Genomic DNA, 23,840 nt, shown 5'->3' with positions numbered 1-23,840 from the left:
CCTACCCCCGTGCTTTTTGTTGCACGGGACCCATGGGTGCAACCAGCACCCGGCTTTCCCTGCGCCCTCTGTTTTCGAGGAGGGTGAAGATGCAAGACTCGGGCACGACCTGCCGCGAGAACGCGAACTCACATCCCCTCCGCTGTTTGAAATTTGAATCAGACCTCGCGGCGATGCCGTAGGGTGGGCAAAGCGAAGCGTGCCCACCATCACGAGCGGAGTGTTAATGGTGGGCACGGCGCTGATGCGCCTTTGCCCACCCTACGGCTCCGCAACCCCTGGCTCGCGCCACAACAACTCCCTGTGGTTATGGGTCCCCGCTTTCGCGGGGACGACAGCGGTGCGGCGATTGCGAGAGCACCACAAACCGGTCACGCCTCCGCGTCCAGCACCTTCTTCACGGCGGGCCGCGCGGCCATGCGGCTCCGGTGATCGACTACTTTCGGCAGCGTCGCGAGATCGACGCCGTCGCCCTCCAGCCACTGTGCCATCGTGAAGAGATAGATGTCGCAGATCGTGAAGGCCTCGCCCATCACCCACGGGCCTTTCAGCATGTCGCGTTCGACCAACGCGAAACTGGCGCCGACCGTTTTCGGGATCATGCGTTTCATGTCGGCAAAGGAGGATTCCTCCGCAGCCCAGCGATAGCCGCGCATCTTGTGGGCATGCGCGACATGCAGCGTGGAGCAGAGATAGCTGTTGAACGCCTGCACTTGCGCGAAGGCAAAGGCGTCATCGAGCGGCGCCAGTTTCGCCTGCGGAAAACTCTGCGCGATGAAGGCGAGCACTGCGGGCGTCTCGGTGAGGACGCCATGATCGGTGACCAGCGCCGGCACCCGTCCCTTCGGGTTGACCTTGAGATATTCCGGGCTGTTCTGCTGGTTGGTCTTGAAGTCGAGCCGTTCGATCGTATAGGGCGCGCCGGCCTCTTCGAGCGCGATGTGCGAGGCGAGCGCGCAGGTGCCGGGGGCGTAATAGAGCTTGAGCATGTTCCATCCCTCATTCAGAGGGACGGGAAGTTAGCGGCGCGCTCTTACTCCGTCCATCCCCGCTCTGACTGACGCGCTCAGCGAACCGCCTTTGCCGTCTCCACCAGGCGCGCGCTGGTCGATGCCGTCGCGAGCACGGCGCCGTCTTCCGCCAACAGCCTGCCCTCGACGAAGGCGACGGTCTTGCCGAGCTGGGTGACCCTGGCCTCGCCAATGATCGGTCCCGGCTTCGCCGGCGCCAGGAAATTCACCGTCATCGTGATGGTCGCGGTGTAGAGCTTGCCGTCGGTCATGACGAACACCGCCGGGCCCATGGTGTCGTCGAGCATCGCCGACAGCATGCCGCCCTGGATAAAGCCGGCCGGGTTGCAGAACTCCGGCTTGCCCTCGAAGCCCATCCGGATCCAGCCTTCATCCGGGCGCGCATCGAGCAGGTGCCAGCCAAGCAGCTTCGAGCAGGGCGGCGTGGCAAGACGGTCAAGCGCGGTCGCGATCATGGTAGCCTCCGTTGGTGCTCCTGGCTAACGCAGGCCTGCTGCCAGCGTGCTGTCAGCATAGCGTTTTCGAGCGAAGTGGCCCCCGGTTCGCGTGAAGAAAACGCGTCCAAATTAAGCCTCAGATGCCGAGCCCGTGGGCGACCACCTTCCGCATCACGTTCGGAAACGCTTCATCCGCGAGGGTGGCGACCGGCACCCAGCGCATCCCCTCTGGGGCACGCGTGCGCGGTGGAACGGTTGCGGTGTAGACTGCAAGCTCGAGCGGAAAATGGGTGAAGACGTGGGTGACGACGCCGGCCTTGCGGTGCCAGCGCGCAACGCTCTTCAGTGACGGCGCCTGCTCGAGCGCGGCCACATCGTCCTGCCCGGCCAGCCAATCGGAGGTCGGCACTTCCGTCATGCCGCCGAGCAGACCCTTCTCGGGGCGGGTGCGGACCAGGAGCTCATCGCCGCGGGTCACGACAAAGGCGGCGCCCGAGCGCAGCGCGCCGGTCTTCTTCGGCGCCTTGCGCGGAAAGCTCTCCTGGTCGCCGCGGGCGCGTGCCGCACAGTCGTCGTTGAGCGGACACAGCGCGCAGGCCGGCTTCTTCGGCGTGCAGATCGAGGCACCCAGATCCATCAGCGCTTGAGCACTGTCGCCGGCGCGAGAAGGACCGAGCAAGGTGCTCGCCAATTGCTGGATCAGCGGCTTGGCCTGCGGCAACGCCTCCTCGACCGCGAACAGCCGCGACACCACGCGCTCGATATTGCCGTCGACCGGCATGGTGCGGCGGTCGAAGGCGATCGCAGCGATCGCGGCGGCCGTATACGGCCCGATCCCCGGCAGCGTGCGAAGCCCCTCCTCGTGATCAGGAAAGATGCCGCCATGATCGCGCAGTACCGCCACCGCGCAGGCATGCAGGTTGCGCGCGCGGGAATAGTAGCCGAGCCCGGCCCACATCCGCAGCACATCGTCCAGCGAGGCGCGTGCCAGCGCGGCGACATCCGGCCAGCGCGACACGAATTTCTCGAAGTAGGGCCCGACTGCCTTGACCGTCGTCTGCTGCAGCATGATCTCCGACAGCCACACCCGGTACGGATCAGCCGCCTCGCCAGCCCCCGCCCGCCACGGCAACCGGCGGCGATGCCGGTCATACCAGGCGAGCAGAAGGGCGGGACGAGCGGCGAGCGCGTCAGGCGCTTCTCGTGGCTTGGTCCTGGCGGCGGCGCGAGAGCTCATGAGCCTATCTTAATGTCGGAGCACGAATCTCTCCACGTCATGCCCGTGCCTGTGCCGGGGCATCCACGTCTTTATTCCTGGGATCGTTGCGAGGTGATATGACAAACTATGTCAAAGCCCGGCCCGATCAGCGCAAAGCCGCTCTCCATCCTGCTCAACGACGTCTTCTCGGACGCCTACGCCAAGCAGGGGTTCGCCGCGCGCGAACTGGTAACGCGGTGGGCGGAGATCGCGGGGGTCGAGATCGCGCGGTATTCGGAGCCGATGAAGATGCAATGGCCGCGGCCGGTGGAGGGGCAGCCGCAGGAGCCGGCAACGCTGGTGCTCCGGGTCGAGGGGCCGATGGCGCTGGAGATCCAGCATTCCTCCGACCGCATCCTGGAGCGGGTCAACCGCTTCTTCGGCTGGCACGCGGTCGGCCGGCTGGCGCTGCGGCAGGCCCCCCTGTCGCGGCGGGAGCGCGTGGTGCGGCCGCGGCCGCCGGACGCCAAGGCGGTGGCGGCGGTCGAAAAGACCCTGTCCGCCGTGGAGGACGAGGCGCTACGCGCCGCGCTCGCGCGATTGGGGGCCTCGATCAAGCGAAATTGAGACTTTTTTGCGTGGCCGGCCTTGGAGCGCAGCATTGCCACAATCACCATTTCAAGCTAGCGAAAGCTCGCTTTTTTAGACCTCTTTGGGCGTGAACGCGCCAATTCGGGAGCCGACCTTGATCATCACGCGCCGCGCCTTTACCGCCGCTCTGTCACTGACTGGTCTTGCCGCCCTGATCGGTCTCTCGCCACTGCGCCTGATTTCGGAGGCGATGGCGCAGACCGCCGCCGATGTCGCCAAGCCGCAATCGCTGCCGGACATGGCGCTCGGCCCGCAGAATGCCCCGGTGACCATCACCGAATACGCCTCGATGACATGCCCGCACTGCGCGAACTTCAACGAAACGGTGTTCCCGAAGATCAAGTCGGAATACATCGACACCGGCAAGATCCGCTACGTGTTCCGCGAATTCCCGCTCGACATCAAGGCCGCCGCCGGCTCGATGCTGGCGCGCTGCATTGCCAAGGACGATGCGCCGAAATATTTCGCGGTGATCGACCTGTTGTTCCGCCAGCAGAACGACTGGGTGATGAAGAACACCACGGAGACGCTGACGCGAATCGGCAAGCAGGCGGGCCTCAGCCAGCAGCAGGTCGAGGACTGCCTGAAGGACCAGGCGCTGCTCGACAAGATCGCAGCCGACCAGAAATACGCCAATGACGTATTGAAGGTGAATTCGACGCCGACTTTCTTCATCAATGGCGAGATGCTGAAGGGCGAAACCTCGTTCGACGAATTCAGCAAGCGCATCAATTCATTGTTGAAAAGCTGATTCGTCCACAGCTATTCGTTAGCGCGCGATAAACCAAGCAAAAGCCTTGGGAAAAGCCCGAGGCGGCGGTTGCCGGTACGCCCCGGCCTCGCCATTGTCGCGGCCATGAGGGCCGCAGCGAGCGGACCACCTACATACCGACATTGCCTTCCATGGTATTGTCACGGCAGGGAGATTCGCGCCCGGCCAACAGAGATTTGTGTTCATGAAGCTCACGCGCCTACGCCTCCACGGTTTCAAGTCGTTCGTTGAACCCACCGACTTCATGATCGAGCCGGGCCTCACCGGCGTGGTCGGGCCGAACGGCTGCGGCAAGTCCAACCTGGTGGAAGCGCTGCGCTGGGCGATGGGCGAAACCTCGCACAAGTCGCTGCGCGCCGCCGACATGGACGCGGTGATCTTCGCCGGTTCCGGCAATCGCCCGGCGCGCAACCACGCCGAAGTCGTGATGACGATCGACAATTCCGATCGCACGGCGCCGGCCGCGGTCAATGACAGCCAGCTCCTGGAAATCTCCCGCCGCATCGAGCGCGATGCGGGTTCCGCCTATCGCATCAACGGACGTGACGTGCGCGCGCGCGACGTGCAGCTCCTGTTCGCCGATGCCGCGACTGGCGCGCGGTCGCCGGCACTGGTGCACCAAGGCAAGGTCGGCGAGATCATCCAGGCCAAGCCGGAACAGCGCCGCCGCATCCTCGAAGATGCCGCCGGCGTCGCCGGCCTGCATGCCCGCCGCCATGAAGCGGAACTGCGGTTGAAGGCAGCCGAGACCAACCTCACCCGCGTCGAGGACGTGATCGGCCAGCTCACCGGCCAGATGGACGGGCTGAAGAAGCAGGCGCGGCAGGCGATCCGCTACCGCGAGGTCGCCGCGAAGGTCCGCAAGTCCGAGGCGATGCTGTTCCACCTGCGCTGGATCGAGGCTCACGCTGACGTCAACGATGCCGCGCAGACGCATGATCTCGCCGTTCGCGAGGCGGCCGAGCGCACCCGCGAGCAGGCGGAATCCGCGCGCATCCAGGCAATCCGCGCGGCCGAACTGCCGGCGCTGCGCGAGGCGGAAGCCCGCGCCGCAGCGGGCCTGCAGCGGCTCAACAATGCGCGCGAGCTGCTCGACCGCGAAGAGGAGCGTGCCAAGGAACGCGTTTCCGAACTCGACCGGCGCCTGGCGCAGTTCGTCGCCGACATCGCGCGCGAGCAGCAGCAGACGGCGGACGCCGACGTCGCGCTGCAGCGGCTCGACACTGAGGACGCCGAGCTGAAGGAAGAGATCAAGTCTCGGGTCGAGCAGCGCTCCGGCGTCGACGAGCGCGTCGCGGAAGCGGAAGCCATGCTTGCCGAAACCGAGCGCCGGTTTGCCGAGCTGACCACAGAGCTCGCCGACCTCACCGCCAAGCGCAATCAGCTCGAAGCCGGCGTGCGCACCCATCGCGACCGGCTCGCCCGACTCGACCATGAGATCGCGAGCGTCCAGGCCGAGGAGGAGCGGCTCGCGCAGGACACCGGTTCGCTGGGCGACATCGATTTGCTCGCGGCCGCGGTCGAGACCGCGCAGCAGACGCTGGCCGAGGCCGAAGCCACCGTGCAGGCGAGCGAAACCGGTCACCTGGTCGCGCGGCAGACGCTGGAAGCGTCCCGCAGTCCGCTGACCGAAGCAGAAAAGCGCGTGCAGCGGCTCGAGACCGAGGCGCGCACCATCTCCAAGATCCTCAATGGCGAGACCAAGAATCTGTGGCCGCCGATCATCGACGGCATCACAGTCGCCAAGGGCTATGAGAAGGCGATCGGCGCCGCCCTCGGCGACGATCTCGATGCTCCCGTCGATCCCTCGGCGCCGATGCGCTGGACCAACGTCCCCGCCGGCGAAGATCCGGCGCTGCCCGAAGGCGTCGATTGCCTCGCCAACCATGTGCAGGCGCCGCCGGAATTGGCGCGCCGCCTCGCCCAGATCGGCGTCGTGGCAAAGGAGCGCGGCGCGGAGCTGGTATCGCAACTGAAGACCGGCCAGCGGCTGGTGTCGCTCGAGGGCGACGTCTGGCGCTGGGACGGTTTTGTCACCGCCGCCCACGCGCCGACCGGCGCGGCGCGGCGCCTGGCCGAGGGTGCCCGCCTGGTCGACATCGAGCATGAACTCGAACAAGCCCGCGCCGAGGTGATCGCCAAGCGGCAGGCGCTGGAGAATGCGGAAGCCGAATTGCGCGCCGCCTCCGCCGCCGAGACCGCCTCGCGCGAGGCGGTGCGTGCCGCGCGTCGCGAGGCCGATGCCGCGCGCGAGCGCCATGCCGCAGCCGAGCGCGAGATCAACCGCCACGCCGCGCGCAAATCTGCGCTGACGGAAGCGCACAACCGCCTCGCCGCCGACCGTGCCGAAGCCGAGGCAGCGCACGAGAACGCCAATGCGGGGCTCGCCGAATTGCCGCCGAGCGTCGAGGCTGAAACCCAACTCGGCGCGGTCCGCAGCGAGATCGAGAACCGGCGTCGCGTGGCCGCCCAGGTGCGCGCCGAAGCGCAGGCGCTGGCTCGTGAAGCCGAGCTCGCCGACCGCCGCGTGCAGGCGATCCTCGCTGAGCGCAGCGAGTGGCAGAACCGCAAAGCAAGCGGCGCCTCGCAGATCGGAACGATCGAGGCCCGTATCACCGAGCTGACGGCAGAGCGCGAGGAGCTCGTCAATGCGCCGGAGGCGTTTGCGGAGAAGCGCAGCGCGCTGATCAGCGAGATCGAGTACGCCGAGAATGATCGCCGCGGCGCCGCGGACGCGCTTGCCGCTGCCGAGTCCGCGATGGCGGAAACCGACCGCACCGCCAAGGCCTCGCTGGAAGCGCTCTCCAGCGCGCGCGAAGCGACCGCCCGCGCCGAGGAGCGGATGGAAGGAACCCGGCGTCGGCTCGCCGATATCGAGCGCGAGGTTCATGACATGCTCGAGGTCGAGCCACAGGCGTTGGCCGGCCTCGCCGAGATCGAGCCGGGCGCCGACCTGCCGCCGGTCGGCCAGATCGAGGAAGAGCTGGAAAAGATGCGCCGCGATCGTGAGCGCCTCGGCGCCGTCAATCTGCGCGCCGAGGAAGAGCTGCGCGAGGTGGAGACCCAGCACACCGGGCTCACCACCGAGCGCGACGATCTGGTGGAGGCGATCAAGCGCCTGCGCCAGGGCATCCAGAGCCTCAACCGCGAGGCGCGCGAGCGCCTTCTCACCTCGTTCGAGACCGTCAACAACCACTTCAAGCGGTTGTTCGTCGAGCTGTTCGGCGGCGGAGAAGCCGCGCTGCACCTGATCGAAAGCGATGATCCGCTCGAGGCCGGCCTCGAGATCATTGCAAAGCCGCCGGGCAAGAAGCCGCAGACGCTGTCGCTGCTTTCGGGCGGCGAGCAGGCGCTGACGGCGCTCGCGCTGATCTTCGCGGTGTTCCTGACCAACCCCTCGCCGATCTGCGTGCTGGACGAGGTCGACGCGCCCCTGGACGACCACAACGTGGAGCGCTTCTGCAACCTGTTGGACGAGATGACGTCTTCGACCGAAACGCGCTTCATCACCATCACCCACAACCCGATCACCATGGCGCGGATGAACCGGCTGTTCGGCGTGACCATGGCCGAGCGCGGCGTGTCGCAACTGGTCTCGGTCGACCTCGAAGGCGCGGTTGGTATCCTGGATCAGCACGTGGCGTGAGCGGAGCGTCAGCTTCGTCATTGCGAGGAGCGACAGCGACGAAGCAATCCATCTCTCCGCAAGCGGCGCCATGGATTGCTTCGCGGAGCCTGTCATCGGGCGCGCGTTCGCGCGACCCGTTGGTTCGCAATGACGGGGGGATGGTGCGCCAGAAATGATCTCGCCCGACCTTCCCGCCGAATTGAAAGCGGCACTCGACGCACGGCTGCAGGGGTTCTCGCGCAATGAGGCGGCAAGCCGCGCTGCCGCGATCTCGCGGACCTACCGCGACGGCGGCGGCTCGGGCACGATCAAATCCGAAACCGATGCCCTCGCCTACGCGCTGGCCCGAATGCCGGCGACCTATGCCGCCGTCGCCGCCAGCCTCAATGTGCTCGTCGAGATCAGGCCGGATTTCGCGCCGACTTCGCTGCTCGATATCGGCGCCGGACCGGGCACGGCGAGCTGGGCGGTGGCGCAAGCCTTCTCGTCGCTGCAACGATTCGTCTTGCTCGATGCCAACGCCAGCTTGCGCGCGCTGGCGCTTGAGCTCGCCGGCACGCGGCTGCGCGAGGCGCACTATGAGCTTGGACCGGCCCGGAAGCTGCTCGCCGATGCCGAGCGGGCGGACCTCGTCGTCGCGAGCTACATGATCGGCGAAATCGATGAGGCCGAGCGAGCCGCGCTCGCACGCCTGATGTGGGAGAAGGCGGGCGAGGTGCTTGTGATCGTCGAACCCGGCACGCCCGCGGGCTATGCGCGGATCATCGCGCTACGGGCGCAACTGATCGCGACCGGCGCACATGTCGCGGCCCCCTGCCCGCATGATAAAGGATGTCCGCTCGAAGCGCCGGACTGGTGCCATTTCAGCCAGCGGCTCTCCCGCTCGCGCGCGCACATGCAGGTGAAGGGCGCGGAGGTGCCGTTCGAGGACGAGCGGTTCGCCTATGTCGCGCTGACGCGAACGCCGGTCACAATCCGCCCCTCCCGCGTGCTGGCGCAGCCGGTGGTCGGCAAGGCGGAGGTGACAGCAAAGCTCTGCACTCCGGATGGCCTTTCGATCGCAAAAATCCCCCGCCGCGCCAAGGCCGACTATGCTCGCGCCCGGCGCTGGCGATGGGGCGATGCCGTGCCGAACGCTTGAACTAATTCCCTGCCCGGTCCGACCAACGCATGCCTGCCGCTGGGGGCGGGCTGACGCGCGCAGCCGTTTATCTCTTTGTTTGAGCATGATCTTTTCGGAAAACCGGTTTCCACTTTTCCGGATCATGCTCTAGGCTTCGCGCGCAATCCCATCAGGAGTTTTTCCATGTCGACCGGCTGGATCGTTCTCGGCGTCATCGTCGTCCTCGTGCTGTTTGCGTTTGCCGCCTACAACCGGCTGGTGGCGCTGAGCCAGCGCGTCAACCAGGCCTTTGCCGACATCGACGTCCAGCTCAAGCAGCGCCACGATCTGGTCCCGAACCTGGTCGAGACCGTGAAGGGCTACGCCGCCCATGAGCGCGGCACGCTCGACGACGTGATCAAGGCACGCAACTCCGCGATATCAGCGCAGGGACCGGCGCAGGTCTCCGCCGCCGAGAACCAGCTAAGCGGCGCCCTCGGCCGGTTGATCGCGCTGTCGGAAGCCTATCCGGACCTGAAGGCCAACGCCAATTTCCAGCAGCTCGCCAGCGAGCTCTCCGATCTCGAGAACAAGATCGCCGCCAGCCGCCGCTTCTTCAACAACGTGGTCCAGGAATACAACACCGGCATCCAGCAGATGCCGGCCGCTTTGTTCGCCGGCATGTTCGGCTTCACCCGCAAGGACTTCTTCGACCTCGGCGCCAGCCGCGCCGAAGTCGAGACCGCGCCGAGCGTGAAGTTCTAAAGGCCTCACGCCTCCGGCGAGCAGCAGCGCATCATGGCCGCCTACGGTCTCTACACCCATATCGCTTCGAACAGGTTCCGTTCGATGCTCCTGCTCGGAGGGCTGTTCGTCCTGATCTACGTGCTGGTCTATGCCGGCGCGCTGGTCGCTGAAGTCATGATCGACAGCGGCCGCTCGGTCGACGATTACCTGATGCGGGCGCTGCACGACCTGATCTCGGCTTCCCCTTATGCGACGATCGGCGCGGCGCTCTGGATCGTGATCGCCTATTTCTTCCACCAGAACATGATCGACGCCGTCACCGGCGGCGAAAGCGTGACGCGGCAGCAAGAGCCGCGGCTCTATAATCTCCTGGAAAACCTCTGCATCTCGCGCGGCATCCCGATGCCGAAGCTGAAGATCATGGACAGCCCCGCGCTGAACGCCTTCGCGAGCGGACTGAACCAGCGCCAATATGCGGTCACGGTCACCACGGGCCTGTTGCGGGCGCTGAACGACCAGGAGATCGAGGCCGTGCTCGGCCACGAGCTCACCCATATCCGCAACGGCGACGTGCAGTTGATGGTGATCGCGGTCATCATCGCCGGCGCGGTCGGCTTCTTCGGCGAACTGTTCTTCCGGATGTTCACCAACCTGTCCTGGAATTCAACCGGCGGCTGGCCGTCCTCCTCTTCGTCGTCATCGTCATCCTCCTCCTCGTCTTCGTCCGATCGCAAGGGCTCCGGTGGCGGCGCGATCATCGTGATCATCATCGCCATCGTCCTGATCGTGGCGGCGTGGCTGTTGTCGCAGGTCGTCAAGCTGGCGCTGTCGCGATCGCGCGAATATCTGGCCGACGCCGGGTCGGTCGAGCTGACCAAGAATCCCGATGCGATGATCTCGGCCCTCCGCAAGATCGAAAATCGCGGCGAACTGCCGGGCGCGACTTCGGCGGTGATGGAACTATGCGTCGACAACCCACGCGAGGGCTTCGCCGACCTGTTTGCGACCCATCCGTCGGTGCAATCGAGGGTGGATGCCTTGGTGAAGTTCGCCGGCGGCCATGATCCTGGACCGATCGCCCTGCCGGACGATCCCGCGGCTAGTCCCGAAGAAGGTGCACAGGAACCGTCGGCACAAGGCGAACTTCCGCCTCCCGCTCCGCGCGGCCCTTCACGCGGCCCATTGCCCGGCCCTTGGGGCGACGCAGCCGAGCCGGCCGGCCCGTCGCAGCAACCGCCGCTTCAGGGTCCGATTCAGGGTCCCTGGGGCCGACATTTTTGATTGTGGCCTCACGCCCTTCAACTCATTAAGAAAATCCCTACTAAACGCGCTGCTTGGCATTCAAGGAATTGAATTCTCCCTTGTTTCTGCCATGTTCGCGCCCAAAGCAGGAATGGGGACTTTCCGATCGCGCCCTCGCGGTCGGGGGCGCGGTCGTAAGGGATTTCCATGGCAAAGCCAGTCGTGATTGTAGTGGGCGCGGACAAGGGCGGGGTCGGCAAGACGACCGTGTCGCGGACGCTTCTGGACTATTTCAACGCGAACAACGTCGGGACGCGGGCCTTCGACACCGAATCGCCGCGGGGAACGCTGAAGCGCTTCCATCCTGAGATCACCGAGATCGTCGATATGACGACGACCGCGGACCAGATGAAGATCTTCGACACCCTGAACGCCGGCTCCATGGTTACCGTGATCGACGTCCGCGCCGGCCTGTTGTCGCCCGCGCTCGCCTCGCTCCGCGACATCGGCTTCCTGGATGCGGCCCGGTCCGGCCAGATTACCTTCGCGGTGTTCCATATCCTCGGCCCCTCGATCGCCTCGCTGGACGAGATCGCGGAGACCGCCAATTTCATGAGCGGCGCGAAATACTTCCTGGTGAAGAACTTCATCAACGACACGCAGTTCTTCCAGTGGGACCAGTCGACCTACAATTCCTATTTCCATCGCATCAAGGATGCCACCGACCTGACCATCCCGAAGCTGAACGAGATGGCCTATGAGCAGGTCGAGGTCGCTTCCGTCCCGTTCCTCAAATTCGTCGCCAACAAGGGCCCGCACGACGAGGCGGCGAACTATTCTTTCGTGCTCCGCGGCTATGTCCGGCACTGGCTCGCCAACGTCTGGAGCGAGTTCGACCGCATCAAGCTGACCGACCTGGTCGGCGCCAAGTCGGTGACGCGCGGCAGCGAAAAATAGTCGCCCCCCCGGAGGATGCGGGGCTGGATTAGGCAGGAAAATCGCCTGATATAGCAGGCGATGTCAGCTACGCCCATCTACATCATTTGCTCGCCCCGCCCCCAGGTCGGCAAGACCCTGGCCGCGCGGCTGCTGAGCGAATTTCTGCTGCTGAAGAACGGCGACGTGATTTCCTTCGACATCAACCTGAAGGAGCCGTCGCTGCTCGACTACCTGCCCAAAACCACCGAGACGGCAGATGTCATCGACACCTACGGCAAGATGCAGTTGATGGACCGGCTGATCGTCAATGACGGCGTGGCGAAGGTGATCGACCTCGGCTTCCACGCCTTCGACGAATTCTTCAAGATGATCGACGAAATCGGCTTCATGAAGGAAGCGCTGCGCCGCCACGTCGCGCCGGTCATCCTGTTCGTTGCCGATATCGACCGCGTCTCCGCGCGCAGCTACGAGATGCTGCGCCGGCAGGTTCCGCCGCGGGCGCTGATGACCATCGACAACGAATTCGTGGTGCGCGGCGAACTGCCCGCGGCCATGGGCCAAGGCCGGGTGCTCCGCCTCAGCGCGCTGCCGGTGTTCCTGAAGACCTATATCGACCGGCTGAACTTCTCCTTCACCGGCTATCTCCGGCACGAGAAGGACTCGTCCACCGAGTTGCATCAGTGGATCCGGCGCAACTATACGATCTTCCGCGACCTCGAATTGAGCGTGATGCTGCAGCGGTCCTAGGTGTGCTCCCTCGCCCCGCTCTTGCGGGGAGAGGGTTGGGGTGAGGGGCTGCTTCCACGAATTCGATGGACGAGAGTATGCGGCTAGTCCCCTCACCCGGCGCTGCGCGCCGACCTCTCCCCGCAAGAGCGGGGCGAGGTGACTTTTAGTGTCCCTCGAAGGCCATCAGCGTCCGCACAGGGACGTCCATTGCGCGCAGCTTGGCGGCGCCGCCGAGTTCGGGCAGGTCGACGATGAAGCAGGCGGCGACGACGTTGGCACCGATCTGTCGCAAGAGCTTGACCGCGCCCTCCGCGGTGCCGCCGGTGGCGATCAGATCATCGACCAGGATCACGCGCTCGCCGGGATGCACGGCATCGGCATGCATCTCCATCTCGTCGAGGCCGTATTCCAGCGAATAGGCGATCCGCACCGTGGTATGCGGCAGCTTGCCCTTCTTGCGGATCGGCACGAAACCAGCGGAGACCTGGTGCGCGACCGCGCCGCCGAGGATGAAGCCGCGGGCCTCGATGCCGGCAACCTTGTCGATCTTCGAGCCGGCCCAGGGATGCACCAATTCATCCACCGCGCGGCGGAAGGCGCGGGCGTCCGCGAGCAGCGTGGTGATGTCGCGGAACAGGACGCCGGGCTTCGGGTAGTCCGGAATGGTGCGAATGGCGGCCTTCAGGTCGAGGTCAAATGTCATTGCTGTCTCGCTTTCGTGTCTCCACCGTCATTGCGAGGAGCGAAAGCGACGAAGCAATCCATGTCTCCGCAAGTGGCGATATGGATTGCTTCGCTTCGCTCGCAATGACGGCCCTCAATTCGCCTCCGCATCCAGCCGGAATGCGTTTTCCACGATACGCAGGCCGACTTCGCCGCCGAGCGACATCAGCGATTCCGGGTGGAACTGCACGCCGCCGACCGGCAAGGTCTTGTGCTCGATCGCCATCGCGATGCCGTCCTCCGTGGTCGCCGTCACCGACAATACATCAGGCACGCTCTGGCGCTCGACATAAAGCGAATGGTAGCGGCCGATCACGATCTCATTCGGCAAATTTTGCATTAACCGGCCGCCGCGCACCTGGATGCGCGAGGGACGGCCATGGGCGGGCTGGCCGAGCTGGCCGAGCTGGCCGCCGAAATATTCGCCGATCGCCTGCACGCCCAGGCACACGCCGAAGATCGGCAGCTTCTTCTCGATCGCGGTGCCGATGGTCTTCGAGATCCCGAAATCCTCCGGCCGCCCCGGACCGGGTGACAGCACCAGGAGATCCCAGCTTTTCTGCTTCAGCATCTCCTGGGCGTGGATGTGCCGGACCACGGTGACGGCAGCGCCGACCTGGCGGAAGTAATCCGCCAGCATATGCACGAAGCTGTCGTCGTGGTCGATCAGGAGCACCTTCTTGCCGGAGCCGGTCGCATCGGGGGCAATGGTGGAGAGCCGCTTCGGCGGGTCGCCGCGCAACGCCTGGAACAGGGCTGCGGCCTTCACCTGGCACTCGCGGTCCTCGGCCGCCGGATCCGAGTCGAAGAGACAGGTGGCGCCGACGCGAACCTCGGCGAGCCCATCCTTCATGCGGATGGTGCGGATGGTGAGCCCGGTATTGATGCTGCCGTCGAAATTCACGCAGCCGATGGCGCCGGCATACCAGCGCCGCGGCGAACGCTCGTGGTCTTCCACGAACTGCATCGCCCACAATTTCGGCGCGCCCGTCACGGTCACCGCCCAGGCATGGGTGAGGAAGGCATCGAGCGCATCGAAGCCCGGACGCAACATGCCCTCGACGTGATCGACGGTATGGAACAGTTTTGAGTAGGTTTCGATCTGGCGCCGCGCCAGCACCTTGATGGTGCCGGGCACGCAGATGCGCGCCTTGTCGTTGCGGTCGACATCGGTGCACATGTTGAGCTCGAACTCGTCCTTCTCCGAGTTCAGGAGCTGGCGGATCTGCTCGGCATCGCCGATCGCATCGCTGCCGCGCGCGATCGTGCCCGAGATCGGACAGGTCTCCACGCGCCGGCCATCGGAGCGGACGAACATTTCCGGCGAAGCCGACACCAGGAATTCGCCTTCGCCTAGATTCATCAGCGCGCCATAGGGCGACGGGTTGATGCGGCACAGCCGCTGAAACACTTCGGCCGGGGAACGCTCGCAGGGCTCGGCGAAGAGCTGGCCGGGCACCGCCTCGAACAGATCGCCGCGGGCGAACGCCGCACGCGCGACTTCCACGGTCGCCTGGTATTCGCCGGGCGCGTGATCGGCGAAACCCTGCCGACCCGCCTTGAGATAGCGGCTTTCGGCGGTCTCGCGCGGCAGGCCTTCAGTCGACTTGCCGTTCCAGGCGAAGTCGTAAGTCAGCACCACGCCGCGGCCGGTGGCGCGGTCATAGGCGAGCAGCCGGTCGGGCACATAAAGCACGATGTCGCGCTGGTCGGCCTCGCGCTGCCGCTTCTGCACGAGGTCCTCGATCTGGAACACGAGGTCGTAGGCGAAGGCGCCGAACAGGCCGAGCAGCGGATCGGCGCCGGACGACAAGGCCGCCACGAGATCGCGCACCAGCGACATCACGCTGGCGCGCCGGGTGCGCTGGTCTTCCTCGACCGGTGCTTCGCCTCGGATGATATGGCCCGCCAGCCGCGCCGCACTCTTCTCGGTGATGACGACGCAGGGCTCGCGCAGGACATCGCCGAGGAAAGCGATCAGCACTTCGCCGCGCTTGTTCAGCGCTGATAGCGAGAAGTTCGTGCCTGATGTCTCCAACGCCAGCGGCGGATCGGAGAAGCCGAGATCGAAGCTCTCGTAGCGCCCGGGCACGCTCGTGCCCGAGGACAGCACGACGCCGCGGCGGCGGTCGAGCAGATCGATCAGGTCGTCGAGCCGGCCGGCATTGCCGGTGAACTGTTCGACCACACGGGCGACCGCAAGCCCGCCACTGGTGCGGTACTCGCTTTTCGCCGGCAGGGAGAAGACTGTCCTGTTCATGTGTTCCTCTTACGAGACTTAACGAGGGAGCGCCACACAGGACAACCGAAGGGACCGTCGCACTGCGATGGCGACCTTCGACGATATTTTAAATGAAATCGCACCGGCCACCTATGAGAAGGTGGGCCACCAAAGACAGGATGGGCGGGCAACGGTGCTCATACCGCGCTAATCACCACCCGGCGGGGGCGATGTCAAGGGACGGGCACGGCCGCTGGCCTGCCCAAAAATCCATCTTTGGGGTTTGAAGGCCGGCGAATTCGCGTAAGTTTGATCCCAAGGAGTGGCGGACCAACCGCCCCAATGGACAACGGTGGAGGCGCATATGGGGCTATCAGGTCTCGGATATGCCGGGTTTGGCGCGGCCGAACTCGATGACTGGCGGGAATTCGGCACCACCCTCGTCGGCCTGCAGGCGGTCGAGCGCGGCAATTCCCTGCTCACCTTCCGGATGGACGACCGCAAACAACGCATCGTGATCGATCGCGCCGCTCCGGAAGGATCGCGCTTCTTCGGCTGGGAGGTGGCGGATGCGGCGGCACTGGATGAGCTCGCCGCCCAGCTCGAGCAAGCCGGCGTCGCGGTGACCGCGGAGCCGCAAGCGCTCGCCGATGCCAGGCATGTGCGCGGGCTGATCTCCTTCCACGATCCCGAAGGCAACCGGCTGGAAGCGTTTTGCGGCGCGGAGATCGATGCCACGCCGTTCAAGCCGGGCCGCGCGATCTCTGGCTTCCGCACCGGCCCGCTCGGGCTCGGGCATGCCGTGCTGACGGTGGAACGCATCGATCCGATGATGGCGTTCTATGTCGACGTGCTCGGCTTCGGGCTTTCGGACTACATCCTGCAGCCGTTTCGCGCCTATTTCTTCCACGTCAATCCGCGCCATCATAGCCTCGCGCTGATCGAGACCGGGAAGAGCGGCATGCATCATCTGATGGTCGAGATGTTCTCGCTCGACGATGTCGGGCAGGCTTACGATGTCGCGCTCAGCCAGCCCGACCGCATCGGCACCTCGCTCGGCCGCCACACCAATGACTTCATGACCTCGTTCTACGCCAGGACGCCGTCATCCTTCATGATCGAATGCGGCTGGGGCGGCCGCGAGATCGATCCGGCGACGTGGCAGCCATACGAGATGCAGGACGGCCCGAGCCTGTGGGGTCACGAGCGCGTCTGGCTGCCGGCCAAGGACCGCGAACTCGCTCGCGAGATGCGAATGCACGCCGCCGCCCAAGGCCGCCGCGCGCCGGTGCAGGTGATGCAAGGCAATTTCAAGCTGATGTCAGGCACCTGTCCATGGTGGGACGGGGTGACCGGAAAACCCTAAGGCTGCCACGAGCCGTCAGCGCAAATCCCTCATGGTGAGGAGGCGCTTGCGCCGTCTCGAGACGATGCTGCGCATCGCTCGGAGAACCATGAGGCCCGCCGTCGGCCTCATCCTTCGAGACGCGGCGAAGACGCCGCTCCTCAGGATGAGGGGATGCACCCATCAGCCCAGATGCTTCTTGAAGAACTCCGTCGCCCTGTCCCAGGCGAGCTCGGCGGCCTGGCGGTCGTGCACCGACATGCGCTGCTCGTTGACGAAGGCGTGCTCGGCGTCATAGCGGAAGAGCTCGAGCGACTTGCCGGCGGCCTTCATGGCCTTCTCGAAGGTGTCGACCAGTTGCGGTGTGCACCAATCATCCTTGTTGGCGAAATGCGCCTGCAGCGGGATCTTGACGTCGGCCGGCTTTGCCGCCTGCTCCGGCGGGATGCCGTAGAACACGACACCGGCGGTCAGTTCCGGAATCTTGGTAGCGCCGATGACGGTCACCGCGCCGCCAAGGCAGAAGCCGGTGAGGCCGACCTTGGCGCCGTTCCGCGCCAGATATTGCGCGGCGCCACGTACGGTCTGCGTGGTGGCGTCCATGAAGTCGAGCGAGTTCATCTCGCGACCCGCGGCATCGGTGTCGTGATACGGCACCACCGTACCCTTGTAGAGATCGGGCGCCAGCGCGTCGAAGCCAGCCTGCGCGAAGCGGTCGCACATACCCTTGATCTGGTCCTGCAGGCCCCACCACTCCTGGATCACGACCACGCCCGGTGCATCGCCGCGCGCCGCGTTGGCGAGATAACCGCCTGCGTCCTTTCCGTCCGGACGCTTGAAGGTGATGGTGGTGCCCATGAATTCCTCCGGAATGTTTCTGAGGGGGTTGCGAGTATCTTGACTACTCAGCGCGCGAGACGCAATCGCGCCAGCAAAAAAGCCCCCGCGGGGGCTTTTTCAAATCACGTTGCCGAAAGCGCGATCAGTGCGCGTTGGCCCAGACCTTCTTCTTGGTGAAGTACATCAGGACCGAGAACAGGATCAGGAACACGAACACCTGAAGCCCGAGCCGCTTGCGCGCTTCCATATGCGGTTCCGCGGTCCACATCAGGAAGGTCGTGACGTCGTGGGCATATTGCGCGACCGTGGTCGGCGAACCATCGCTATAGGCGACCTGACCGTCGCTCAGCGGCTTCGGCATCTTGATGGCGTGGCCCGGGAAGTACTTGTTGTAGTAGGAGCCCTCGGGAATGGTCACGCCGGCCGGCGGGTTCTCCTCGAAGCCTTCCAGGATCGCGGTGACGTAATCCGGGCCCTGCTCCTGGTACTGGGTAAAGAAGTCGATCACGAACCAGGGGAAGCCGCGCTTGTAGGAACGGGCCTTGGTGATCAGCGACAGATCCGGCGGAGCCGCGCCACCATTGGCCGCACGGGCCGCCTGCTCGTTGGGGAACGGCGACGGGAAGTAGTCAGCGGGCCGGCCCGGACGCTCGAACATCTCGCCCTGGTCGTTCGGGCCATCCTTGATCTTGTAGTCGGAGGCGAATGCGGCGGCCTGGGCCGTCGAATAGCCGGGCCCGCCGGGATCCGCGAGGTTGCGGAACGCGACAAAGGACAGGCTGTGGCAGGTCGCGCAGACCTCCTTGTAGACCTGCAACCCGCGCTGCACCGCGCCGCGGTCAAACTTGCCAAAAGGGCCGGAGAACGACCACTTCTGCGCCGGCGGTGCCACCTCGCCCCCCTCGGCCTTGGCGCTTTGCGCGCCGCCGACCAAGAGCCCGCCCGCAACCATGATCGCGATCACGGCCGAGACCATCGGCGCGGCCTTGCGGCCCGTCTTCGCCAGCACATCGTCGGCGATCGAGTTCGGCACCGGCCTCGGCGTCTCGATCCGGGAGAGCAGCGGCAGCACGATCAGGAAGTACGCGAAGTAGCAGACCGTCAGGATACGGCCGGCGATCACATAGATGCCCTCCGGCGGCTGCGCCCCGAGATAGCCGAGCAGGACGCAGACGACGACGAACATCCAGAAGAACTGCTTGGCCAGCGGGCGATACTTCGACGACCTGGTCTTGGCGCTGTCGAGCCACGGCAGGAACGCCAGCACTAGGATCGCCGAGAACATCGCGACCACGCCCGCAAGCTTGTTCGGGATCGAGCGCAGGATCGCGTAGAACGGCAAGTAGTACCATTCCGGCACGATATGCGCCGGCGTCACGCCCGGATTGGCGGGAATATAGTTGTCCGCCTCCATCAGATAGTTCGGCATGTAAAAGAGGAACCAAGCGAAGAAGATCAGGAAGCAGGAGACGCCGAACAGATCCTTGATCGTCGCGTAGGGCGTGAAGGCGACCGTGTCCTTCTCGGTCTTGGCCTCGACGCCGGCCGGATTGTTCTGGCCCGCCACATGCAGCGCCCAGACATGCAGCACGACCACGCCGGCGATCACGAAGGGTAACAGATAGTGTAGCGAGAAGAAGCGGTTCAGCGTCGGGTTGCCGACGGCGTAACCGCCCCACAACAGCGTCACGATGCTCTCGCCGAAATAGGGCACGGCGGAGAACAGGTTGGTGATGACGGTGGCGCCCCAGAAACTCATCTGACCCCAAGGCAACGCATAGCCCAGGAAACCAGTTGCCATCATGAGCAGGTAGATGATGACCCCGAGAATCCAGAGTACCTCACGCGGCTCCTTGTACGACCCGTAATACAGGCCGCGGAACATGTGGATGTAGACGGCGATGAAGAACATCGAGGCGCCGCTGGCGTGCATATAGCGCAACATCCAGCCGTAATTGACGTCGCGCATGATGAGTTCAACCGACCTGAAGGCGAGATCAGCATGCGGGGTATAGTGCATCGCCAGGATCACGCCGGTCAGGATCTGCACCGCCAGCATCATCGAGAGGATGGCGCCGAAGGTCCACCAGTAGTTCAGGTTGCGCGGCGTGGGATAGGCCACGAAGGAGGAGTGCATGAGGCCGAAGATCGGCAGTCGCCGCTCGATCCACCTCAAGACGGGATTGGTCGGCTGAAAATCGGATGGTCCGCTCATTGATGCGATCCTGAGAAGTAAAGACGACGCGATCGGTCGAAGCCTCGGGCTGGGCCGAAACTTAGCCGATCTGGATTTTGGTGTCGGAAACGAACTGATAAGGCGGCACGGCCAAATTGGCGGGCGCGGGCCCCTGGCGGATACGACCGGAGGAGTCGTATTGCGAGCCATGGCAGGGGCAGAAAAATCCGTCGTAATTGCCCTCATGGGCGATCGGGATACATCCGAGATGGGTGCAGATGCCGATGACGACCAGCCATTGCTCATGGCCGGACTTGACCCGGGCCTCGTCGGTCTGCGGGTCGGGCAGGCTCGAGAGCGGAACGCTGCGCGCCTCGTCGATCTGCTTCTTGGTGCGGTGGCTGATATAGATCGGCTTGCCGCGCCAGAACACCTTGATGTCCTGCCCCTCAGCGACCGGCGCCAGATCGACCTCGATAGGCGCACCGGCGGCGATGGTCGCCGCGTCCGGGTTCATCTGGTCGATGAATGGCCAGACCGTCGCAGCTGCACCCACCGCAGCAGCAGCACCCGTTGCAACAAAAAGGAAATCACGGCGTGTCGGATGGTCCGCCGAAGACGCTGTCGTCACGATTCCAAGCCCTTTCCTTGTCTGCAGCCGGTGGAACCGCCCCGGCGGCGCCCATTGCAACCGGGAGGCCTGCCGGCGCCCGCGGCCCCCGCGGCGGCAGAAAACCACTGTCCCTCCTCCCTACTGGCGGAACAGCAGTCCAGAATCGTTCTATTGGCACCCTTGCCGGACGAGCGCAAGCCCGCTATCGGCTCGCAGGCGTGCAATGCACGAAATGAGCGACGAACGTTGTTTTCTTGAGACATTTCGTCGGTACTTAACCCAGCGCCACGGCCATGCAGATCGCGCTCTTCCAGCCCGATATCCCACAGAACACCGGCACCATCCTGCGGCTGTGCGCCTGCCTGGATGTGGCCGCTCATATCATCGAGCCGGCAGGCTTCCCGACCTCCGACCGGCATTTCCGCCGGGCGGGAATGGACTATCTCGACCACGTCCATTTGATGCGCCATGACTCCTGGACGAAATTCGAGGAATGGCGCCGCGAGGCGGGCTATCGGCTGATACTGTTCACAACCAAGGTCGCCGGTTCCTACCTCGATTTTCGCTATGCCGCTTCCGATATACTGCTCTTCGGGCGCGAATCCGCTGGGGTCACCGATGCGGTGGTGGCGGCCGCCGATGCGCGGCTGGTGATCCCGATCAAGCCGCCCATGCGCTCGCTCAATATCGCGATGTCGGCGGCGCTGGCGATCGGCGAGGCCTTGCGGCAGACCCGCAGCCTGAGCTGAAGGAGATTCCGTGAGCTACGCGGTCAAGGAGATTTTTCTCACCCTGCAGGGCGAAGGCGCGCAGGCCGGCCGTGCCTCGGTGTTCTGCCGCTTTGCCGGCTGCAACCTCTGGAGCGGCCGCGAGCAGGACCGCGCCAGCGCAACCTGCCAATTCTGCGACACCGATTTCGTCGGCACCGACGGCACGCTCGGCGGGCGCTATGCGAGTGCCGCAGCACTTGCCGACATCATCGGCGCACAATGGACGGGCGATAGTGTCGGCCGCTATGTCGTGCTGACCGGTGGTGAGCCGCTGCTGCAGGTCGACACCGAGCTGATCGACGCGCTGCATGCGCGCGGCTTTGCCATCGGCGTCGAGACCAATGGCACGATCACACCTCCAGACGGGCTGGACTGGGTCTGCGTCAGCCCGAAGGCCGGCGCGGAACTCGTGGTGAAGAAGGGGAACGAGTTGAAGCTGGTCTATCCGCAACAGGACGCCGCGCCGGAGCGCTTCGTCGATCTCGATTTCGAGCGCTTCTCGCTGCAGCCGATGGATGGGCCTGATGCAATTCAAAACACCGCGCGCGCGGTCGAGTATTGCTTGCAACACCCCCAATGGCGGCTGAGCGTGCAGACGCACAAGACGCTGGGCATCAGATAGGAGTTGGACTTTCAGGATGTGGGAATTGACGAAATCGTTCCGCTTCGAGGCGGCGCATGCGCTCTCCGGAACGACCCTTGGCGCGAGCAGCCAGGAGATCCATGGCCATTCGTTTCGTGCGGAAGTGACGGTGCGCGGAACGCCGGACCCAGCGACCGGCATGGTGCTTGACCTAGGCCTGCTCGAACGCCGCATCGCCGAGGTGCAGAAGACGCTAGACCACAAGTTCCTCAACAAGATCGGGGCGCTTGGACTGCCTACCCTTGAAAACCTGTCGCGATTCATCTTCGAACGGGTGCAGCATGCGGGCAAGGTCAGCCGCGTCAGCGTGCATCGCGACAGTTGCAACGAGAGCTGCACCTACTTCGGACCGGAAGCCTAAGTCATGGAAAAATCCGCGATCGAACAGCGCAAGGCGCGCGCAAAAACCTGGTTCGAAACGCTGCGCGACGATATCTGCGCGGCTTTTGAGCGGCTGGAGGATGACGCGCCTGCTTGGCTCTATCCAGGCGAAGCCGGGCGCTTCGTGCGCACGCCGTGGGACCGCACCGACCATACCGGCAAGCCCGGCGGCGGTGGCGTGATGTCGCTGATGCGCGGGCGCCTGTTCGAAAAGGTCGGCGTGCACTGCTCGACCGTGCATGGCGAGTTCGCCCCCGAATTCCGCGCCCAGATCCCGGGCGCGGCGGACGATCCGCGCTTCTGGGCCTCGGGCATCTCGCTGATCGCGCATCTGCACAATCCGAACGTGCCGGCGGTGCATATGAACACCCGCTTCGTCGTCACCACCAAGGCGTGGTTCGGCGGCGGTGCCGACCTCACGCCGGTCCTGGACCGGCGGCGCACGCAGGACGATCCTGATACGCTCGCCTTCCATGCCGCGATGCAATCGGCCTGCGATGCCCATGCGCGGATCGCGCCGTATGAGAAATACAAGAAATGGTGCGACGACTATTTCTACCTGCCGCACCGCAAGGAAGCGCGCGGCATCGGCGGCGTCTTCTACGATTGGCACGACAGCGGCGACTGGGACGCCGACCTCGCCTTCACCCAGGATGTCGGCCGCGCGTTCGTGAAGATCTATCCCGAGCTGGTCAGGCGCAATTTTGCGACGGCATGGACCGCTGAGGACCGCGAGGAGCAACTGGTCCGGCGCGGGCGCTATGTCGAGTTCAATCTGCTCTACGACCGCGGCACGATTTTCGGCCTGAAGACCGGCGGCAATGTCGATTCGATCCTGTCGTCGATGCCGCCGCATGCGAAATGGCCGTGAGATCGCCGTCGTGACCAAACTCCCCCGCGCCATGCTGATCGACATGGACGATACCATCCTGTCGGCCTATGCCCGGCCCGAGATCGCCTGGAACACGATCGCGGCCGAATTCGCCGATGAATTGACGCCGATGGATCCGCCGGTGGCTGCCGCCGCGATCCTGGCTTTCGCCCGGAAATTCTGGTCCACGGCGGAGCCGATCTGGCGGTTGAAGCTCGAGGAAGCGCGCCGAGAAACGGTCAGGGGCGGCTTTGCCGCGCTTCGTGCGAGCGGCCACCCGTCCGTTTCAGACGACCTCGCAGTCCGGATCGCCGATCGGTTCACGACGTTTCGCGAGGAAAGCATCTTCGTCTTTCCGGGCGCGCACGACGCCATAGATGGGCTGCGGTCGCTTGGCATCAAGCTCGCGCTTGTCACCAACGGCGCCGCGCTGATGCAACGCGCCAAGATCGAGCGCTTCGCACTGACGCACCGCTTCGATCACATCCAGATCGAAGGCGAGCATGGCTTCGGCAAGCCCGAAGAGCGCGCCTATCTGCACGCCATGGATGCGCTCGGCGTCAGCGCAGCGGACACCTGGATGGTCGGCGACAATCTGGAATGGGAAGTCGTCGCGCCGCAGCGGCTCGGCATCTACTCGATCTGGATCGACGTGCACGGGGATGGTCTTCCCGCGGGATCGGCGGTCAGGCCGAATCGCATCATACGATCCCTGACCGAACTGCTTCCCGGCGCGAATCGGTAGCGAACCCTGCGCTTCGCCGTAATCCCCATCAAAATC

Annotated in this window: 22 protein-coding genes; 14 read left to right on the top strand and 8 right to left on the bottom strand. The window is 64.9% G+C overall.

The window, feature by feature from the left end:
• Positions 1–371: 371 nt before the first annotated feature.
• The 3 genes from OZ411_RS35440 to mutY form a co-directional block, all read right to left on the bottom strand.
• Entirely contained in the window at positions 372–989 is a 618-nt protein-coding gene (locus tag OZ411_RS35440; RefSeq protein ID WP_282531646.1) for a glutathione S-transferase N-terminal domain-containing protein, read from the bottom strand.
• Positions 990–1,066: 77 nt separating this feature from the next.
• Positions 1,067–1,486, bottom strand: coding sequence for a PaaI family thioesterase (locus OZ411_RS35435; protein ID WP_282531645.1), 420 nt, complete (start codon positions 1,484–1,486; stop codon positions 1,067–1,069).
• A gap of 118 nt (positions 1,487–1,604) precedes the next feature.
• Positions 1,605–2,705, bottom strand: coding sequence for an A/G-specific adenine glycosylase (mutY, locus tag OZ411_RS35430; RefSeq protein WP_282531644.1), 1,101 nt, complete (start codon positions 2,703–2,705; stop codon positions 1,605–1,607).
• A 108-nt stretch (positions 2,706–2,813) separates the two neighbouring features.
• Between mutY and OZ411_RS35425 the strand changes: the two genes are divergently transcribed.
• The 8 genes from OZ411_RS35425 (at position 2,814) to OZ411_RS35390 (ending at position 12,494) form a co-directional block, all read left to right on the top strand.
• Positions 2,814–3,293: a DciA family protein gene (locus tag OZ411_RS35425; protein WP_282531643.1), complete on the top strand. Its 480-nt coding sequence runs from the start codon at positions 2,814–2,816 to the stop codon at positions 3,291–3,293.
• Between the two features lie 118 nt (positions 3,294–3,411).
• The gene (locus OZ411_RS35420; RefSeq protein ID WP_282531642.1) at positions 3,412–4,068 is read left to right on the top strand and encodes a DsbA family protein; all 657 of its coding nucleotides are present in this window, start codon (positions 3,412–3,414) and stop codon (positions 4,066–4,068) included.
• Positions 4,069–4,273: 205 nt separating this feature from the next.
• Complete coding sequence (gene smc / locus OZ411_RS35415) at positions 4,274–7,735, top strand: chromosome segregation protein SMC (protein WP_282531641.1); 3,462 nt, start codon at positions 4,274–4,276, stop codon at positions 7,733–7,735.
• Positions 7,736–7,889: 154 nt separating this feature from the next.
• On the top strand, positions 7,890–8,858 hold the full coding sequence (locus OZ411_RS35410) for a small ribosomal subunit Rsm22 family protein (RefSeq protein ID WP_282531640.1): 969 nt from the start codon (positions 7,890–7,892) through the stop codon (positions 8,856–8,858).
• Between the two features lie 165 nt (positions 8,859–9,023).
• Entirely contained in the window at positions 9,024–9,584 is a 561-nt protein-coding gene (locus OZ411_RS35405) for a LemA family protein (protein ID WP_282531639.1), read from the top strand.
• A 33-nt stretch (positions 9,585–9,617) separates the two neighbouring features.
• Positions 9,618–10,847, top strand: coding sequence for a M48 family metalloprotease (locus OZ411_RS35400; RefSeq protein ID WP_282531638.1), 1,230 nt, complete (start codon positions 9,618–9,620; stop codon positions 10,845–10,847).
• Between the two features lie 168 nt (positions 10,848–11,015).
• Positions 11,016–11,765 (top strand): hypothetical protein, encoded by a 750-nt coding sequence (locus OZ411_RS35395; protein ID WP_130583705.1) that lies wholly within the window; start codon positions 11,016–11,018, stop codon positions 11,763–11,765.
• Positions 11,766–11,825: 60 nt separating this feature from the next.
• Positions 11,826–12,494 carry a hypothetical protein gene (locus OZ411_RS35390; RefSeq protein ID WP_282531637.1) on the top strand — a complete coding sequence of 223 codons (669 nt, stop codon included), beginning with the start codon at positions 11,826–11,828 and terminating at the stop codon, positions 12,492–12,494.
• Positions 12,495–12,639: 145 nt separating this feature from the next.
• On the opposite strand, the gene OZ411_RS35385 is transcribed toward OZ411_RS35390, so the two are convergent.
• Positions 12,640–13,179: an adenine phosphoribosyltransferase gene (locus OZ411_RS35385; RefSeq protein ID WP_282531636.1), complete on the bottom strand. Its 540-nt coding sequence runs from the start codon at positions 13,177–13,179 to the stop codon at positions 12,640–12,642.
• Between the two features lie 114 nt (positions 13,180–13,293).
• Complete coding sequence (locus tag OZ411_RS35380) at positions 13,294–15,459, bottom strand: anthranilate synthase component I (RefSeq protein ID WP_282531635.1); 2,166 nt, start codon at positions 15,457–15,459, stop codon at positions 13,294–13,296.
• Between the two features lie 325 nt (positions 15,460–15,784).
• Here OZ411_RS35380 and OZ411_RS35375 point away from each other — a divergent pair, with 325 nt between their 5' ends.
• On the top strand, positions 15,785–16,786 hold the full coding sequence (locus OZ411_RS35375) for a VOC family protein (protein ID WP_282531634.1): 1,002 nt from the start codon (positions 15,785–15,787) through the stop codon (positions 16,784–16,786).
• 162 nt (positions 16,787–16,948) lie between these two features.
• Here the strand turns inward: OZ411_RS35375 and OZ411_RS35370 are convergent, their stop codons facing one another.
• From OZ411_RS35370 to petA, 3 genes are all read right to left on the bottom strand, one after another.
• On the bottom strand, positions 16,949–17,623 hold the full coding sequence (locus OZ411_RS35370; protein ID WP_282531633.1) for a dienelactone hydrolase family protein: 675 nt from the start codon (positions 17,621–17,623) through the stop codon (positions 16,949–16,951).
• A 124-nt stretch (positions 17,624–17,747) separates the two neighbouring features.
• The gene (locus OZ411_RS35365) at positions 17,748–19,820 is read right to left on the bottom strand and encodes a cytochrome c1 (protein ID WP_282531632.1); all 2,073 of its coding nucleotides are present in this window, start codon (positions 19,818–19,820) and stop codon (positions 17,748–17,750) included.
• A gap of 61 nt (positions 19,821–19,881) precedes the next feature.
• A complete protein-coding gene (gene petA / locus OZ411_RS35360; protein ID WP_130582639.1) occupies positions 19,882–20,412 on the bottom strand; it encodes a ubiquinol-cytochrome c reductase iron-sulfur subunit in 531 nt (176 codons plus the stop codon).
• Positions 20,413–20,687: 275 nt separating this feature from the next.
• Between petA and OZ411_RS35355 the strand changes: the two genes are divergently transcribed.
• Genes OZ411_RS35355 through OZ411_RS35335 form a run of 5 tightly spaced genes read left to right on the top strand, consistent with a single transcriptional unit; the run spans position 20,688 to position 23,804 of the window.
• Positions 20,688–21,143 (top strand): tRNA (cytidine(34)-2'-O)-methyltransferase, encoded by a 456-nt coding sequence (locus OZ411_RS35355; RefSeq protein ID WP_282531631.1) that lies wholly within the window; start codon positions 20,688–20,690, stop codon positions 21,141–21,143.
• A 10-nt stretch (positions 21,144–21,153) separates the two neighbouring features.
• Positions 21,154–21,786: a 7-carboxy-7-deazaguanine synthase gene (gene queE, locus OZ411_RS35350; RefSeq protein WP_282531630.1), complete on the top strand. Its 633-nt coding sequence runs from the start codon at positions 21,154–21,156 to the stop codon at positions 21,784–21,786.
• Between the two features lie 16 nt (positions 21,787–21,802).
• Positions 21,803–22,168 (top strand): 6-carboxytetrahydropterin synthase, encoded by a 366-nt coding sequence (locus OZ411_RS35345; RefSeq protein ID WP_282531629.1) that lies wholly within the window; start codon positions 21,803–21,805, stop codon positions 22,166–22,168.
• 3 nt (positions 22,169–22,171) lie between these two features.
• Positions 22,172–23,059 (top strand): oxygen-dependent coproporphyrinogen oxidase, encoded by an 888-nt coding sequence (gene hemF / locus OZ411_RS35340; protein WP_282531628.1) that lies wholly within the window; start codon positions 22,172–22,174, stop codon positions 23,057–23,059.
• The gene (locus tag OZ411_RS35335; protein WP_282531627.1) at positions 23,043–23,804 is read left to right on the top strand and encodes an HAD family hydrolase; all 762 of its coding nucleotides are present in this window, start codon (positions 23,043–23,045) and stop codon (positions 23,802–23,804) included. Before hemF ends, OZ411_RS35335 begins: the two co-directional genes overlap by 17 nt.
• Positions 23,805–23,840: the final 36 nt, after the last annotated feature.

The sequence above is a fragment of the Bradyrhizobium sp. Arg237L genome (assembly GCF_029990105.1).
Lineage (GTDB): Bacteria > Pseudomonadota > Alphaproteobacteria > Rhizobiales > Xanthobacteraceae > Bradyrhizobium.
The sequence above is the reverse complement of the archived record's forward strand: the minus strand, read 5'-3'. Positions and strand labels throughout refer to the sequence as shown.